At 70.7% G+C, this 15,087-nt stretch carries 15 protein-coding genes; 9 read left to right on the top strand and 6 right to left on the bottom strand.

Annotated elements, in window-relative coordinates:
• Positions 1–389 precede the first annotated feature (389 nt).
• Complete coding sequence (locus tag RCH12_RS07415) at positions 390–635, top strand: hypothetical protein (RefSeq protein ID WP_133159699.1); 246 nt, start codon at positions 390–392, stop codon at positions 633–635.
• Between the two features lie 57 nt (positions 636–692).
• On the opposite strand, the gene RCH12_RS07410 is transcribed toward RCH12_RS07415, so the two are convergent.
• From RCH12_RS07410 to RCH12_RS07400, 3 genes are read right to left on the bottom strand one after another with little or no spacing between them, the layout of a single operon-like run.
• Positions 693–2,237, bottom strand: a complete 1,545-nt coding sequence (locus RCH12_RS07410) for a threonine/serine ThrE exporter family protein (protein WP_165788948.1) — start codon at positions 2,235–2,237, stop codon at positions 693–695.
• 58 nt (positions 2,238–2,295) lie between these two features.
• Entirely contained in the window at positions 2,296–3,486 is a 1,191-nt protein-coding gene (locus RCH12_RS07405) for an acyl-CoA dehydrogenase family protein (protein ID WP_327016504.1), read from the bottom strand.
• Positions 3,487–3,496: 10 nt separating this feature from the next.
• Positions 3,497–4,441 carry a DUF4349 domain-containing protein gene (locus tag RCH12_RS07400; RefSeq protein WP_327016503.1) on the bottom strand — a complete coding sequence of 315 codons (945 nt, stop codon included), beginning with the start codon at positions 4,439–4,441 and terminating at the stop codon, positions 3,497–3,499.
• Positions 4,442–4,604: 163 nt separating this feature from the next.
• Between RCH12_RS07400 and RCH12_RS07395 the strand changes: the two genes are divergently transcribed.
• From RCH12_RS07395 to RCH12_RS07385, 3 genes are read left to right on the top strand one after another with little or no spacing between them, the layout of a single operon-like run.
• On the top strand, positions 4,605–4,817 hold the full coding sequence (locus RCH12_RS07395; RefSeq protein ID WP_103429501.1) for a hypothetical protein: 213 nt from the start codon (positions 4,605–4,607) through the stop codon (positions 4,815–4,817).
• A 23-nt stretch (positions 4,818–4,840) separates the two neighbouring features.
• Positions 4,841–5,713, top strand: coding sequence for an alpha/beta fold hydrolase (locus RCH12_RS07390; RefSeq protein ID WP_327016502.1), 873 nt, complete (start codon positions 4,841–4,843; stop codon positions 5,711–5,713).
• Between the two features lie 46 nt (positions 5,714–5,759).
• Positions 5,760–6,746 carry an aldo/keto reductase gene (locus RCH12_RS07385; protein ID WP_088456985.1) on the top strand — a complete coding sequence of 329 codons (987 nt, stop codon included), beginning with the start codon at positions 5,760–5,762 and terminating at the stop codon, positions 6,744–6,746.
• 72 nt (positions 6,747–6,818) lie between these two features.
• Here the strand turns inward: RCH12_RS07385 and RCH12_RS07380 are convergent, their stop codons facing one another.
• Positions 6,819–7,637, bottom strand: coding sequence for an aldo/keto reductase (locus tag RCH12_RS07380; RefSeq protein WP_103429502.1), 819 nt, complete (start codon positions 7,635–7,637; stop codon positions 6,819–6,821).
• Positions 7,638–7,761: 124 nt separating this feature from the next.
• Here RCH12_RS07380 and RCH12_RS07375 point away from each other — a divergent pair, with 124 nt between their 5' ends.
• Positions 7,762–8,673 (top strand): SDR family oxidoreductase, encoded by a 912-nt coding sequence (locus RCH12_RS07375; protein WP_103429503.1) that lies wholly within the window; start codon positions 7,762–7,764, stop codon positions 8,671–8,673.
• 61 nt (positions 8,674–8,734) lie between these two features.
• On the opposite strand, the gene RCH12_RS07370 is transcribed toward RCH12_RS07375, so the two are convergent.
• Positions 8,735–9,943: an MFS transporter gene (locus tag RCH12_RS07370; RefSeq protein WP_088456982.1), complete on the bottom strand. Its 1,209-nt coding sequence runs from the start codon at positions 9,941–9,943 to the stop codon at positions 8,735–8,737.
• A gap of 71 nt (positions 9,944–10,014) precedes the next feature.
• Here RCH12_RS07370 and RCH12_RS07365 point away from each other — a divergent pair, with 71 nt between their 5' ends.
• Positions 10,015–10,902, top strand: coding sequence for a sulfurtransferase (locus RCH12_RS07365; protein ID WP_442784566.1), 888 nt, complete (start codon positions 10,015–10,017; stop codon positions 10,900–10,902).
• Between the two features lie 244 nt (positions 10,903–11,146).
• Here RCH12_RS07365 and RCH12_RS07360 read toward each other — a convergent pair whose 3' ends face one another.
• Positions 11,147–12,013, bottom strand: a complete 867-nt coding sequence (locus RCH12_RS07360; protein ID WP_327016501.1) for a PhzF family phenazine biosynthesis protein — start codon at positions 12,011–12,013, stop codon at positions 11,147–11,149.
• Between the two features lie 56 nt (positions 12,014–12,069).
• Between RCH12_RS07360 and RCH12_RS07355 the strand changes: the two genes are divergently transcribed.
• Genes RCH12_RS07355 through RCH12_RS07345 form a run of 3 tightly spaced genes read left to right on the top strand, consistent with a single transcriptional unit; the run spans position 12,070 to position 15,079 of the window.
• Positions 12,070–13,149: a FecCD family ABC transporter permease gene (locus RCH12_RS07355; RefSeq protein WP_327016500.1), complete on the top strand. Its 1,080-nt coding sequence runs from the start codon at positions 12,070–12,072 to the stop codon at positions 13,147–13,149.
• Between the two features lie 8 nt (positions 13,150–13,157).
• Positions 13,158–14,213, top strand: a complete 1,056-nt coding sequence (locus RCH12_RS07350) for a FecCD family ABC transporter permease (protein ID WP_327016499.1) — start codon at positions 13,158–13,160, stop codon at positions 14,211–14,213.
• A complete protein-coding gene (locus RCH12_RS07345) occupies positions 14,213–15,079 on the top strand; it encodes an ABC transporter ATP-binding protein (protein WP_327016498.1) in 867 nt (288 codons plus the stop codon). The genes RCH12_RS07350 and RCH12_RS07345 overlap by 1 nt, the downstream gene beginning before the upstream one ends.
• The last annotated feature ends 8 nt before the right edge of the window (positions 15,080–15,087 follow it).

Genomic DNA, 15,087 nt, shown 5'->3' with positions numbered 1-15,087 from the left:
CGGTGAGGTTCGTGCGCTGGGCGCGGTGCGCCCGGCCGGAGACGAGTTAGCGCTTGCGAGCTTTTTCGGTCTCAGCGGACTTGAGCTGCTTGTCGGCGCGCTTTTCCTTCAGCGACTTGCCGGCGACCTTCTTGGTCGCATCCTTCTTGGGTGATTTGTCAGCCATGTGTACTCCTTCGACCTGAACCTGGGCGGCACGGATGATCTGACCCTACGCGGGTTCGGCACAAAGGGCACCTCGAGACGAGGGCGTGCCGGAACGCCGCCCCCGACACGGCCCGATTGGGGGCCTCTGCGGGGCCTGTGCCTTTGGAGGGTGTCGACGTAGGCTGTCTGCGATGAGGCTCCTCGTCGCTGGGACGAGAAGTCGTACGGAGAGCCGGGAGATCATGAGCGCACAGGAAACGTACAAAGCAGTGCTATTCGGTCCGAACGTGATCGGGTCCGGCACCGAAATTGAACTGCATTTCGCCAACGGGGGGTACCAGGACGTGGTGGTGCTCGAAGCCGTCGAAAACGGCCAGACGATCACCCGCACGTACCGCAAGGGTCGGGAGACCGAGGAACCCATCCCGTACCGATTCGTCGACGAAGACGTGTCTGACGAGACCGCGGTGGGGGATGTGCCCAACTGACCGACCGGACCTGCACACCGGGGGCAGCGCGGGAGGCGCTGCCGCCGGAGTGCCGGGCTAGATGCGGGCTCCCGGCTTGGAGCTGCGGCTCAGCCGTACGGGCAGTGCCATCAGCGGACCCACGAAACGACGCTGCAGGCTGCGGCCGGGACCCCACACGTACTGCACGATCAGCTGAGCCAGGATGGCGCTGGCCGCCAGGGCCACCGCGATCGCGCCGGCGGTGAGCAGGTTGAGCAGCCCGTTGATGTCACCGTCGGCCATCTCCAGCAGCCCGCGGAACAACGCCAGGCCCGGCACCAGCGGAACCAGAGCGCAGACGACGATCACCAGGGGAGGGGTGCGCACGAGGCGTGCGCCGACGGCCGCCAGAAGCCCGGCACCCATCGCCGCGGCGCCGGAGGACCAGACCAGGCCGAACCCGGCATTGCTGGCACCCAGGTAGACCGCCTCGGCCACGGCGCCGAGCAGGCAGACCACCCAGAACGCCCGCCAGGGCACCTGGGTGCCCAGGGCGAAGCCCGCCACGATGACCACCGCGGCGACCAACTGGATTGCCACGACACCCAGAGAGGCGGGCACATCGGCGCTGATCCCCAGGTCGAGCCCGAACCTGGCCAGGACCAGCGAGGAACCGGCCACACCGGCGACCAGGCCACCGGTGATGAGGAGGGCCTCGATGAGTCGCGCTGTGCCGGTGAGGTAGAACCCCGACAGGGTGTCGTGCACCGCGCCGAAGGTGGTCACCCCGGCCAAGAGCATGATGATGGTGGCGACCACGACGAGGGACGGGCTGGCGCCGGGGTCGATCAGGGGCACGATCGCGGCGAAGATCGGACCGATGGCCCCGCCGACGACGGTTTGGTAGAACAACGGCACCCGCCGTTTGTCGAGCGCGGTGGTGAGGAAGTCGATCACGAATCCGGCGACGAACGCGGCAATGATCACGACCGGGCTGCCACCGAAGAGCGCGGCCGCGCCGGCGCCGACGAGGCTCCAGCCGATCCGACGGTAGAGCAGGGTAACCTGCGGCTTCGACGAGACGATCGTGGCCAGGCGTTTGCGGGCCTCCGGCACATCCGTGGGCTCTTCGATCAGGTCGGCGATGAGCTCCGACGTGGCGGTCAGCTTGGCGTAGTTCAGGGTGCGGTACTTGACGTCCCGGCTGCGGGAGATGGCTTCGTGGGTGGACTGGTCTTCGTGGGTGAGCGTGATGATCGTGTGGGTGATGTTCGCCTCGGTGCCGCGCAGCCCGTACGCGCGCGTCAGGGCGAGCATGGCCGCCGTGGCGTCTTCCGCTCCGGCGCCGGAGGCGAAGATCACCTCGGCCAGCCGCATGGTGAGGTCAAGCACCGACCGGGTGTATGCGGCGATGTCGATGACCGGGACCGCGACGGTGGAGGTGCTCGGCGCATCCTCGTAGGCGCGCACGGCGGCGATGCCCGTGGCATCGGCGCGCAGGATCGGGATGCTGGTGGTGACCGGGCGCGGGGTGGTGGGGTGCGGCGCCCGGTAGGGCTGCTTGGGGATGGGTGCGGTCGTCGCGGCGACGGGCACCGGTTTGGTGTTCGTGGGGGGAGAGGAGGGGGGTACGGCAGTCAACTGGACAACTTCAACACTTCGAGGATCGGTGATGCGGGGAGGGAATGCGCGCGGCTGCTCAGACATCGAGCGGGCCGAGCCAGGCGGTGGCAACGGTGGCGTGGGCGGAATCGGCGGTGGAGGGGTGGAACAGCCCGGCCAGCACGTCGCGGTACAGCCGGCCGAGTTCGTCGCCGGTGAAGTAGCTGGCGCCGCCGTTCACCCGCAGCATCAGGTCCACGACCTCCCTGGCGCTCTCCACGCTGCGGTGCTTGAGGCCGGCGAGCTTGGCGAACCAGAACGGGCCATGGTCGACGAGGGTGTCGACGTCGCGGGCCAGCGTCTGAATCTGCGGGTACACGGCATCCAGCAGCAGGGCCGCCTCGGCGATGCGGCGACGGATGTCTGGATCCTGCGCGAGTGCACGACCGTCGTTCGTGGCGGAGCGGCGCCGTTTCGCGGCCGCAACACCCAGCTCCAGCGCCCGCTGGGCGATGCCGGTGTACACGCTCGAGAGCAGGATTTCGAAGGTGGCGAAGATGCCGAAGATCAGCGGGTCGTTGACCGGTCCGGGTGGGAGGGTGCGCACCACCCGGTCGGCAGGGGCGGAGGCCCCGTCCAGCTGGGTGGTCTGGCTCTGGCTGCCGCGCATGCCGAGGGTGTCCCAGTCGTCCTTCCGGGTGATGCCGGGGTCGGCGCGGTCGAGGAACGCCCACACGATCAGCGGCCGGGCCGGATCGGAGCTGTCCAGGCCCATGGTGCCCAGCTGGGTCCAGACCGGGGAGAGGGAGGTGAAGATTTTGGTGCCGGTGAACCTGTAGCCGCCGCCTTGCTGCGGTGCCGCATCCGTCGAGGAGCCGAACAGCACCAGGTCGTTGCCGGGTTCGCTGACCCCGAATCCGAAGATCGCGCCCTGCGCGGCCTCGGTGAGGACGAACTCGAGGGCGGTATCGCCCCTGTCGTGCATGGCCTTGGCGACACCGGTCCAGACCAGGTGCATGTTCACCGCGAGGGCGGTGGCCGGGGCGTGCGCGGCCAGCCGGGACTGCTCGGCCGCCAGCTGCGGCAGGCTGAGGCCCAGGCCGCCGAAGCGGGTAGGCACCAGCGCGCGCAGGTAGCCGGCGGCGGCGAGTTCGGCAACGTCGTCGAACGGGAAGGTATTGGCGGCATCGTGCGTGGCGGCACGGGAGCGGATGCGGCCGAGGAGTGCGTCGTCGAGCACCGCGCCGGAGGCGGGCAACGTCGGCGCGGGGCGGGAAGATTCGGTCACACCTGCAAGCCTACGTAGCGTTTCCCTTTCGCGTGGCCAGACGCACGATGAGAAAGACGATCCCGCCGGCCACGGCCACGATGGCAAGCCAGGGCAGGGCGAATCCGACGCCGACGAGGAGGGCGCCGAGCGCCGTCACCAGGGTGTTCCAGCCGGCCACGACGGCGGTCCAGAAATTATCGGGGGCGCCGGGGGCGACGGTGCCGGTGGAGTACAGCTCGAGGCCGATGGTGGAGTACTCGATCTGGTCGGAGAGGTAGTCGCGCTGGGACTGCATGCCCTCCAGCTCGGCCTGGCGGGACGAGAGTTCGCTCTCGATGGCGATCAGGTCGGCGGTCGTCGTCGCCTGCGACATGAGGGCCAGCAGCCTGTCGACGGAGGTGCGCAACGCCGTGATCCGGGCGTCCAGATCCTGGCTCTGCTGGGTGACGTCGGAGGAATTCAGGGACACGTAGTTCACGGTGCCGAGGTCCCGGAGGGCGTCGAGGGTGCGGTCGAGGTCGCCGACGGGGATGCGCAGCGACAGGTTCGCGCTGGCGGACTGGTTGTCGGTCTCGGGGGTTTCGGTGCGGCTGTCGACGCGGCCGCCGGCCTCTTCGACGATCATCGCGGCGTTCTCGGCCGACCGGATCGGGTCGGCCACGGTCAGCGACACCGATCCCGTCGTGATCACCGAGCGGTCGGCGACGGCGCCCTCGCCCGCGGCATCCTCCGCGACATCCCCTACGACGGCCTCGCCCGGCGCGGGCAGCTGGCCGGGCACGGTGCCGGAGTCCATTGACTCCGAGCGGTAGCCGGAGTCGCTGGCGCTCTGCGAACCGAGGGAGGTGCAGCCGGCCAGGAGCAGGCCGATGAGGGCGAGGCCGCCGGTTACGCCGACCCAGGTTCTCAGGCGGCGGGGCCGCCGTGCCTGGACGCCCCGCGCCACACTCTGGGTCTCCGTGCTGTAGCTCATGGGCCAACTGTAGGGTCGGGCCGCATCCCCTATCTGGATGGTTTCTGGGAGTCGGATCACAATCGAGTCTCGACCTTTGGCCGCGTCGTACGCTCGAAGTGGCGCCGGTTTCTTCGGCGCAGATGTACGAAAAGACTGTTCAGTTCTCGCTCTAGGAGGAACCATGGGATTCGCAGACGACGCCAAAGATGCCCTCGCGGCCACCGGCCAGAAGATCGGACGCGCGGCGGAAGACGCCAAGGAGCGCGTCTCAGACAAGCTCGACGAAGCCAAGGCCGACGCCGAGGTGAAGAAGGCCGAGGCCGAGGTCAAGCACGCCGAGGCCGAACGGGACACCACCAAGGCCAAGAACGACTACAAGGAAGGCCTGCGCTAGCCGCGGCCGCCGGGGGCGGCGCCGTGGCCGCGGGCCGCGGACGCTGGGCGGCGCTGACGGATGCCTTCCGTCGGCGCCGCGCTCCGCACCTGTTCATCCAGACGGACACCGGCACCGGGCCCGTCGTGATCCTGGTGCACGGCATCGCGTCCACCGCGGTGACCTTCCGCAAGGTCGTGCCGATGCTGGCCCCCGGGCACCGGGTCATCGCCGTGGACATCCTCGGCCATGGCGCCTCGCCGGCACCGCCGGACTGCGAGTACACCCTCGACGACCATGTCGCGGCGCTCGCCGCGACCATCCGGGCGCTGAACCTGCGGGAGCCCTTCGTTCTGGTCGGGCATTCGCTCGGCAGCCTGATCGCCACCCGGTACGCCGCCGAGCACCGCTGGTACACCCGGCCAGGCCTGCGGGTCTCCCGCCTGGTCCTCGTCGGGCCACCGATCTATCTCTCGCCCGCCGACATCGGCGACCCGTGGGTGCGCGCCAGGGTCACCGCGTACCTCCGCGCCTACGAGTTCCTGCGGTCGAACAAGGACTTCACCCTCGCCAACGCGGCGGTGCTCGGCCGGCTGCTGCCCAAGGGCATCCTGGAACTCACCGAGGACACCTGGACCCCGTTCGTGAAGTCGCTGGAGCACTGCATCGAATCGCAGACCATGGTGAGCGACATCGCCGGCCTGCGCATCCCCGTCGACCTGATCTATGGAGCGTTGGACGCCTTCGTGGCGCCGGGCAGCCTACGGGTGGTGGAGCGGATGCGGCACGTCACCACCCACCGGGTGGAGGCCAACGATCACATAGTGCGCCGCCGCATCGCGAAGGTGCTGGTGAAGGTGATCGACGGTTTCGGTACACCCGCGGCGGAACCGGCAGCAACCAGTGTGACGCGCTGACCTGCGGCCTCCCGGCAACGCCGGAGCGCGTGGTTAGGCTTGACACATGGATACACGAACTCTGGGCAGAACCGGCCGTACCGTCTCCGTCATCGGACTGGGCACCTGGCAGCTGGGCGCCGACTGGGGCGACGTCACCGAGGCCGACGCCACCGCCGTGCTCGCCGCCTCCGTTGAGGCCGGCGTCACCTTCTTCGACACCGCGGACGTCTATGGCGACGGCCGGAGCGAGCAGATCATCGGGCACTTCCTCGAGCACGGCGCCCCCGGCGTTGACATCACCGTGGCCACCAAGATGGGCCGTCGGGCCGAGCAGCTGCCGGAGAATTACGTGCTGGCGAACTTCCGCGAGTGGACCGAGCGGTCCCGCCGAAACCTCGGCACCGAGACCCTCGACCTGGTGCAGCTGCACTGCCCGCCGAGCGCGGTCGTCGAATCCGGCGAGGTCTACGACGCCCTGGACACCCTCGTCGACGAAGGCGTGATCGCCAACTACGGCGTGAGCGTGGAAACCTGCGAGCAGGCCCTCGCGGCCATCGCCCGGCCCGGCATCGCCACCGTGCAGATCATCCTCAACGCGTTCAGGCTCAAGCCTCTCGACGAGGTTGTGCCGGCCGCCCGCGCCGCCGGGGTGGGCATCATCGCCCGGGTGCCGCTGGCCAGCGGGCTGCTTACCGGCAAGTACACCCGGGAGACCACCTTCGCCGAGAACGACCACCGCAATTACAACCGCGACGGCAGCGCTTTCGACGTGGGCGAGACCTTCTCCGGCGTCGACTACGAGACCGGCCTGATTGCCGCGACCGAGTTCGCCGCGCTGGTGCCGGAGGGCCTCACGCCCGCTCAGGCCGCGCTGGCCTGGGTGGCGCAGATCGACGGGGTGTCCTCGGTGATCCCCGGTGCCCGGTCGGTGTCGCAGGCGCAGGGCAACGCGGCCGCCGGCGCCGTGCCGCAGCTGCCCGACGAGTTCATGGTCGGCGTGCAGTCCATCTACGACCGCCTCCTGCGCGAGTCCATCCACGAGCGCTGGTAGATCCCGTCCGCGAACCGTGAGCTCAGCACCTTCCTACGCGCTGGGAGGGTGCTTTTCTCACAGGTCGCGGGCTTAGCCGAGGTCGTCGGGGTCTTTCCCGGTGCGTTCGCCCGCGTCCAGGGCCGCGATGGCGGCGTGGTCTGCGGCATCCAGGGTGAAATCGAAGACGTCGAGGTTCTCGCGGATGCGCGACGGGGTCACCGATTTGGGGATCACCACGTCGCCGAGGTCGAGGTGCCAGCGAAGCACCACCTGCGCGGCGGACTTGCCGTGTCTGGCGCCGATGGCATCAAGGGTGTCGTTGCCGATCGCGCGACCGCGGGCCAGCGGCGACCAGTCCTCGGTGAGGATGCCGTGCGCGGCGTTGTACGCGCGTACCTCGGTCTGCTGCAGCCACGGATGCAGCTCCACCTGATTGACGGCCGGCACGATGTCGGTCTCGGCCAACAACCGGTCCAGGTGGTGGGTGTGGAAGTTCGACACCCCGATCGACCGGGCGCGACCGTCGGCCTTGATCGTCTCCAGGGCGCGGTAGGCGTCGACGTAGCGATCCTGCCGCGGCGCCGGCCAGTGGACCAGGTACAGATCGACGTAGTCCAGGCCGAGCTTGGCCAGGCTTTCATCGAACGCGCGCAGCGTCTCGTCGTAGCCGTGCCGGTCGTTCCAGACCTTGGTGGTGACGAAGACCTCGGCGCGGGGGAGGGCAGCCCGGGCCAGTCCCTCGCCGACGCCACGTTCGTTCTCGTACAACGCCGCGGTGTCGACGTGCCGGTATCCCGCTTCCAAGGCGATCTGCACGGTGCCCGCCGCGAGGGCATCCGGGATCTTGTAGACCCCGAGCCCGAGCTGGGGGATGGTGTGGCCGTCGTTCATCAGAAGCGTGTGGTCCATGTCTCTCATTAAACCCCGGGGCCCGCCCGGCCCGCCCCTCGCGAATTGTGAGCTGAGCCTCGAAAGTCTCGGAATTGTGGTGCTGGCTCACGGCTCGCGGGCTGGCGGGGCCTAGTCTCGGGGGATGGAACCCGCACTGCACGGTAGGACGGCGCTCGTGACCGGGGTGTCGCGGCGCAAGGGCATCGGCTACGCGGTGGCGGTGCGACTGGCCGAGCTGGGTGCCAGCGTCTTCGTGCAACACTTCGCCCCGCACGACGATGCGCAGCCCTGGGGTGGTGACGACCTCGACGCGGTGCGGGCCGGCATCCGTTCGGCGCTGACCGAGGGCGCCGTGTTCGGTGACGTGAGCGCCGACCTGGCCGAGCCGGATGCCGCGACGCTGGTCATGCGCGCGGCCGTCGGCCTCACCGGGCGGGTCGACATTCTCGTGGCCAACCACGCCCGCAGCGGCGGCGACGGCTCCATCTTCGACATGACCGCCGCGATGCTCGACGGGCACTGGCAGGTCAACGCTCGCTCCACGCTGCTGCTCACCCGCGCCTTCGCCGAGCAGTTCGGCGATGCGGCCCGCCCGGATGCGGCCGGCACGGACGCGGTCGGTGCGGCGCGGACGCCGCGGCGTCCCGGCGAACGCGGCGATCCGGCCGCCGCCGCCATCGATGAGTTCGCCACGGGGCGGGTGATCTGGCTGACCTCCGGTCAGATCCACGGGCCGATGCCGGGCGAGGTCGCGTACGCGGCCAGCAAGGCGGTTCTGGCCGGGCTCACTCCGACCGTGGCCAGCGAGCTGCTGGTCCGCGGCATCCTGCTCAACACCGTCAATCCCGGTCCGGTGAACACCGGCTATCTCGATCCGGAGACCACCGACCGGCCGCTGGACGGCATGCTCGAGTACCTGCGCACCCTCCCGTTCGGCCGGTTCGGCGCGCCCTCCGATCCCGCCCGCCTGATCGCGTGGTTGTGCACCACGGAGGCCCGCTGGCTGGTCGGCCAGGTTCTCACCAGCGACGGCGGTTTCAGCCTCGCGAACTGAGAGAAAAGCCCCAGAAACTCGAGCTTCTAAGGTGCTGAAGTCACAGTTCGCGAGGGAGGGGTCAGGAGACCTGGATGCTGATGGGCTCGGTGTCGGGGATCGGGCTCGCGTCGCGTCCGCGCAGGTCGGGGTGCCAGCGACGGCCGAGCGCGGGAATGATCGTACCGAGCGCCGCGAACCCGGCGGCCACGTAGATGGCCGCGGCCGCCCCGGAGTGGTCGATCGCGAACCCGGCCAGGGCCGAGCCGAGTGCCGCGCCGATGAGCTGGCCGGTGCCGATCCAGCCGTACGCCTCGGCGGTGTCGCTGAACTTCACGCTCGCCGAGACGATGCCGAACAGCACCGCGAACGCGGGCGCGATGCCGATGCCGGCCAGGACGAGGGCCCCGGAGAGCCACCAGAAGTTCATCCACAGGCTGGCCAGGGCCAGGCCGCAGGTGACGATGAGCATCCGCGATGCCAGTGCCCACGGCCCGATCGGCAGGTGGCCCAGGGCGAGGCCGCCGATGAGCGACCCGATGGCGAAGATCCCGAGTACCCAGCCGGCGTTGGCGCTGCCGTGGCCGAAGACGGCCACCACCCCCGCCTCCAGGGCGGAGCAGGCCGCGAGGAGCATGAAGCCGACGATGGTGCTCAGCAGCACCGCGGGCTTCTTGAGCACCACGCCGAGCTTGCGCCGGCTGCGGGGGATGCGCACCCGCCCGACCTCGGGCAGTACCACGAACCAGATGCCCCCGGCCACGAGGAAGAAGGCGGCCAGCAGGATGCCCGCTGTGCTGCTGACCTGGATGGACACGAAGGTGGCGATGACGGGGCCGAGTACCCAGATGATCTCCTGCGCGGACGCGTCCAGGGAGAACAGCGGCGTGAGCTGGCGGGAGTTGACCACCTTGGGATAGATGGTGCGCACGGCGGGCTGGATGGGTGGCATCGACAGCCCGGCGATGAAGCCGACGATCATCAGCCCCACCACGGGCAGTGGCACCAGGGCCATCGTGACGATCGCGGCGGTGCAGATCACCATGGTGGTGATCAGGACCGGGCGCATGCCCAGGCGGCCCATCAGCCGGGACGTGAGCGGGCCGGCGATGCCCTGGCCGATGCTCATGGCGGCCAGAACCAGTCCGGCGGCGGCGTAGGAGTCGAAGAGCTTCTCGATGTGGATGAGGAACGCCAGCGAGAGCATCCCGAACGGGAATCGGGCGGTGAGCTGGGCTGCGATGAGTCGGGCCACGCCGGGGGTTTTCAGAAGGGTCCAGTAGCTGCTCACAACCGTCTAGTCTATGGCCGAGACGAGCTCCCCAGCGCAGCGGGGGTCACCCGTCCGGCTAACGTGAACGGGTGCACACACTGATTTCGGCGGCAGATCTGGCCGCGTTCCTCGTCGTCGGCCCGGCTCCGCGCATCCTCGACGTGCGGTGGAAGCTCGGCGGCCCTCCAGGCCGTGCCGAGTTCCGCCGCGGGCACCTGCCCGGCGCCGTGTATGTGGACCTGGACTCCGAATTGGCGGGACACGGCGAACCGGCCGACGGCCGGCATCCGCTGCCCGCACCGGCCGACCTGCAGGCCGCCGCGCGCGGCTGGGGTTTGAACGACGGCGACACCGTCGTGGTGTACGACGACCTGGGCAACATGTCGGCCGCCCGCGCCTGGTGGTTATTGCGCCACGCCGGGGTGCGTGACGTGCGTCTGCTCGACGGCGGCCTCGCCGCCTGGCGCGCCGCCGGGCTACCGGTGGTGGAGGGGGAGGAGCCGGTGCCGGCCGGTTCGGTGACACTGACCCTCGGCGCCCTACCCGTGCTCGACGCGGATGCCGCGGCCGCGCTCGCGCAGGACGGCGTGCTGCTGGACGCCAGGGCCGCCGAACGCTACCGGGGCGACATCGAACCGATCGACCCGCGCGCCGGCCACATCCCGGGCGCGGTGAGCGCTCCGACGGGCGCCAACCTGGACGCGGAGGGGCGGTTTCTGCCGGCGACGGAGCTGCGGGCCCGGTTCGAGGCGCTCGGGCTGCCAGGCCGAGAGGCTGGCGGTGGACCGGAGACGCCCGGCTACGACGTGGGCGTGTACTGCGGCTCCGGCGTGACGGCCGCTCACGAGGCGGTGGCGCTCACCCTCGCCGGGTTCACTCCGGCGCTCTACCCCGGCTCCTGGTCGCAGTGGTCGAACCTGCCCGACCGGCCGGTGGCGACCGGGGACGCGCCCGGCGGGGCATCCGCCCGCGGGTAGATCCCTCTCGCCGGTTCGGCTGCGTCGCGGCCCGGTTTAGTCCTCGCGGCCCGCAATACCTCCGGCGGCACGTGTTAGACCGCGTGCCGCCGGCGCTCACGCATGCCGCGGGGGCTCCGGCGTGCCGCGGGGGCTCCGGCGTACATCTGCGGCGCTGGCGTGCCGCGGGGGCTCACGCGTGCCGCGGGGGCTCGCGCGTGCCGCGGGGGCTCGCGCGTGCCGCGGGGGCTGTCCCGCCGTGAGGCTAGGCGATCGGGCTCGCGGTACCGCTCACCACGATGCCGCCGGTGACGGGCACGTCCACGAGCAGCAGGCTCGGCCGGTTCACGTGCCGACCCTGGTGGATGACCACCCGCGCCGGCGGCATCACCAGCCCGAGCTCGCGCAGGTAGCCGCCCACCGCGGCGGCGGCCGAGCCGGTGGCCGGGTCTTCGCTGAGAGTGCCGACCGGGAACAGGTTGCGCGCCTCGAACTCGCCGACGCCCAGAACCGACAGGGTGGTGACGGTGCCCGCCCAGCCCTGGGCATCCATCAGACGGCGCATGGCCGCCGGGTCGAACGTGAAGGCGTCGAACCCGGCCTGATCGGCGAAAACCAGCACCGGATGCCAGTTGCCCGCGAAGGCCTGCAATGGCGGGTACTCCGGGTGGAGCGCCGAAACCGAGACGCCGAGCAGCCCGAGCAGTTCGGTCAGCGCCTCGGGCGCGATGGCCCGCACCTCGGGGTCGACGCTGGTGAAGGATGCGGCCAGGCCGGCATCCGTGCTGCGGGTCTTGATGATGATGGTGCCGACGCTGGTGTCGAACGTGAACGGGCCGACACCGTCCCGGCCGGCCAGTGCCACGGCCATGGCGATGGTGGCGTGCCCGCAGAACGGCACCTCGGCGATGGGGGAGAAGTAGCGCAGCCGGCTTCTGCGCGGATCGCCGTCCACCCCCGGCACCGTGATGAACGCGGTTTCGGCGTAGCCGACCTCGGCGGCGGCGGCCTGCATCGCCGCGTCGTCGAGGCCGCTCGCGTCGAGCACGATGCCGGCCGGATTTCCCCCGGCCGCCGCATCGGTGAGGGTCGGATCGGTGAAGGCGGCGAAACGCAGCACGGGCACGGTCATGGGTTCATACTGCCAGCGCCGGTGACTCCTCAGGTCGAGGCTGTCATACTTAGGTAATGCTTACCTCAGCCGCTCCGGGGACGGGCGCGCCCTCCCGCGGCTCGGTCGTGCCCGCGGCCGGGGACGCGCTGCGGGTGCCCCGCCGCCGTCAGCTAGTCGGACTGGCCATGGCCGTGCTCCTGTTGGCACTCGCCGTGGCCGCCTCCCTCGTGGTGGGCAGCCGGTCGATCCCGCTGGGCACCGTGCTCGAGGCGCTGCTGCGTCCCGACCTCGGGATCACCGACCACACCGTGGTGCTCGACCTGCGGGTGCCACGCACCGCCATCGGCCTGCTCGCCGGCCTCGCACTGGGCCTGGCCGGCGCCCTCATGCAGGGCATCACCCGCAACCCGCTCGCCGACCCCGGCCTGCTCGGCGTCAACGCCGGCGCCTCGCTTTTCGTCGTCGCCGGAATCGCCTGGTTCGGCGTCACCTCGGCGCTCGGCTACGTCTGGTTCGCCTTCGCCGGCGCGTTCGTGGCCGCCGTGATCGTCTACGTGGTCGGCTCGCTCGGCCGCGAGGGCGCCACTCCGGTCAAACTGGCGCTGGCCGGCACCGCGCTCACAGCCTCACTGACCTCGCTGATCACCATCGTGCTGCTCAGCGACCCGGCCGCGTTCGACAAGTACCGGTTCTGGTCGGCCGGCTCCCTGGTGGCCCGCGACCTCGGCTCCACCCTCCAGCTGGCCCCGTTCATCGGCCTCGGGGTGCTGCTCTGCCTGCTGGCCGGGCGGATGCTCAACGCGCTCGCCCTGGGCGACGACCTGGCCCGCGGGCTCGGCCAGAACCTCGTGGCGGCCCGCATCGTCTGCGCCGTCGCCGTGGTGCTGCTGTGCGGCTCCGCCACCGCCATGGCCGGACCGATCGTGTTCGTGGGCCTGGCCGTGCCGCACATCGCCCGCCGTTTCACCGGCCCGGACTACCGCTGGATCCTGCTCTACTCCGCGGTGCTCGGCCCGGTGCTGTTGCTGGCCGCCGACGTGCTCGGCCGGGTCATCGCCCGGCCCGGCGAGATCGAGGCCGGCCTGGTCGTCGCGTTCCTCGGCGCCCCGATGCTCATTGCCCTGGTGCGCCGCGTGAAGCTGGCCGGCCTGTGAGCGCCACCGTGACGACATCCACCCGGGCCGTAGCGGATGCCGCCCCGCTCGCGCTGGCCCGCACCCTGCGGCACCGCCGGGAACGCCGCATCGTGCTGGTCCTGGCCGTGCTGGTACTGCTGGTCGCCGCGATGAGCCTGATGGTGGGCGCATACAACCTCAGCGTGCCCGACCTGCTGCGCACCCTGGTGGGCCAGGGGTCCAGCAGCGAGAACTTCATAGTGTTCAAGCTGCGGCTGCCTCGGCTGACCCTGGCGATCCTCGTCGGCGTGGCCTTCGCGATCTCCGGCGGGCTGTTCCAGACGGTGCTCCGCAACCCCCTGGCCAGCCCCGACATCATCGGCGTCACCGGTGGTGCCAGCGCCGCGGCCGTGTTCGGCATGCTCGTGCTGGGCCTGGGCAGTGTCGCCACCTCGTTCATGGCCTTCGCCGGCGCCATGGTCGTGGCCGCCGCCATCTACCTGCTCGCCTGGCGCGGCGGCGTCGTCGGCTACAGGTTCGTGCTCATCGGTGTGGGCGTCGCATTCATGGTGCAGGGCCTGCTCGGCTACCTGCTCTCCCGGGCCGACCTCCGCAACGCGCAGGACGCCCTCACCTGGCTGGTCGGCAGCGTCAGCGGCGCCCGCTGGTCCGAGATCGCGGTCCTCGCCGGGTTCCTGGCGGTGCTGCTGCCGGCCATCGGGCTGCTCGCCGGGCGGATGCGGATGCTGCAGCTGGGCGACGACACCGCCAGCAGCCTCGGCGTGCGCGCCGAACGCTCCCGGCTGGCCCTGCTCGTAACGGCCGTGGCCCTCGCGGCCCTCGCCACCGCGTTCGTGGGTCCGCTCGCGTTCATCGCCTTCGTCTCGGCACCCATCGCCCGACGCCTGGTCGGCACCGGCAGCCTGGCCCTGCTGCCGACGGCCCTGATCGGCGTGCTGATCACCACCGTCGCGGACTTCACCGCCCAGCACCTGCTGCCGGGCTCACTCGAACTGCCGGCCGGAATCATCACCGGCGCGATCGGCGCCCCCTACCTGCTCTGGCTGCTCGCCACCCAGAACCGAATCGGAAAGGGCGCCTGATGCCCCAGCCCACCGGCCAGCCCATCGCTCAGCCCGCCGCCCCGCAGGCCGCCGAGCCCGCCGCATCCGCCCGCCACGCCCTCACCGCCACCGGCCTCAGCCTCGGCTACGACGGCACCCGCATCGTCGACGACCTCGACCTCGCCATCGAACCCGGCGCGATCACCGTGATCGTCGGCGCCAACGCGTCCGGCAAGTCCACGCTTCTGCGCGGTCTCGCCCGGCTGCTGCCGCCGCAGGAGGGCGCCGTCACCCTCGACGGCCGGAACATCGCCGGCCTGCCCAGCCGTCAGGTCGCCACCATCGTGGGCCTGCTGCCCCAACAGCCCATCGCCCCGGAGGGCATCGGCGTGGCCGACCTCGTCGGCCGGGGCCGATACCCGCACCAGGGCTGGTTCCGGCACTGGTCGAGCACCGACGACGCCATCGTCGCCCAGGCCATGGCCGCCACCCAGACCCTCGAGCTGGCCTCCCGGCGCATGGAGGAACTCTCCGGCGGGCAGCGTCAACGCGTCTGGATCGCTATGGCGCTCGCGCAGAAACCCGACATCCTGCTGCTGGACGAACCCACCACCTTCCTCGACGTCACCCATCAGGTGGAGGTGCTCGACCTGCTGCACGAGCTCAACCACGAGCAGGGCACCACGGTGGTGATGGTGCTGCACGATCTCAACCTGGCCGCCCGCTACGCCGACAGGCTTGTCGTCATGCGGCACGGGCGCATCATCGCCGAGGGCCCCCCGGCCGAGGTGCTCACCGAGGCGGTCGTGCTCGAGGCCTTCGGGCTCACCGCCCGCGTCATCGCCGACCCGGTCTGCGGCTCACCCCTGGTCGTTCCCATCGGACGGTTCCACGGGAGCGCCTGACCCGCTAT

This window comes from Cryobacterium sp. MP_3.1 (assembly GCF_035984795.1).
In the GTDB taxonomy this organism is placed as follows: Bacteria; Actinomycetota; Actinomycetes; order Actinomycetales; family Microbacteriaceae; genus Cryobacterium; species Cryobacterium zongtaii.
This window is presented reverse-complemented; position numbering and strand designations above follow the sequence as displayed.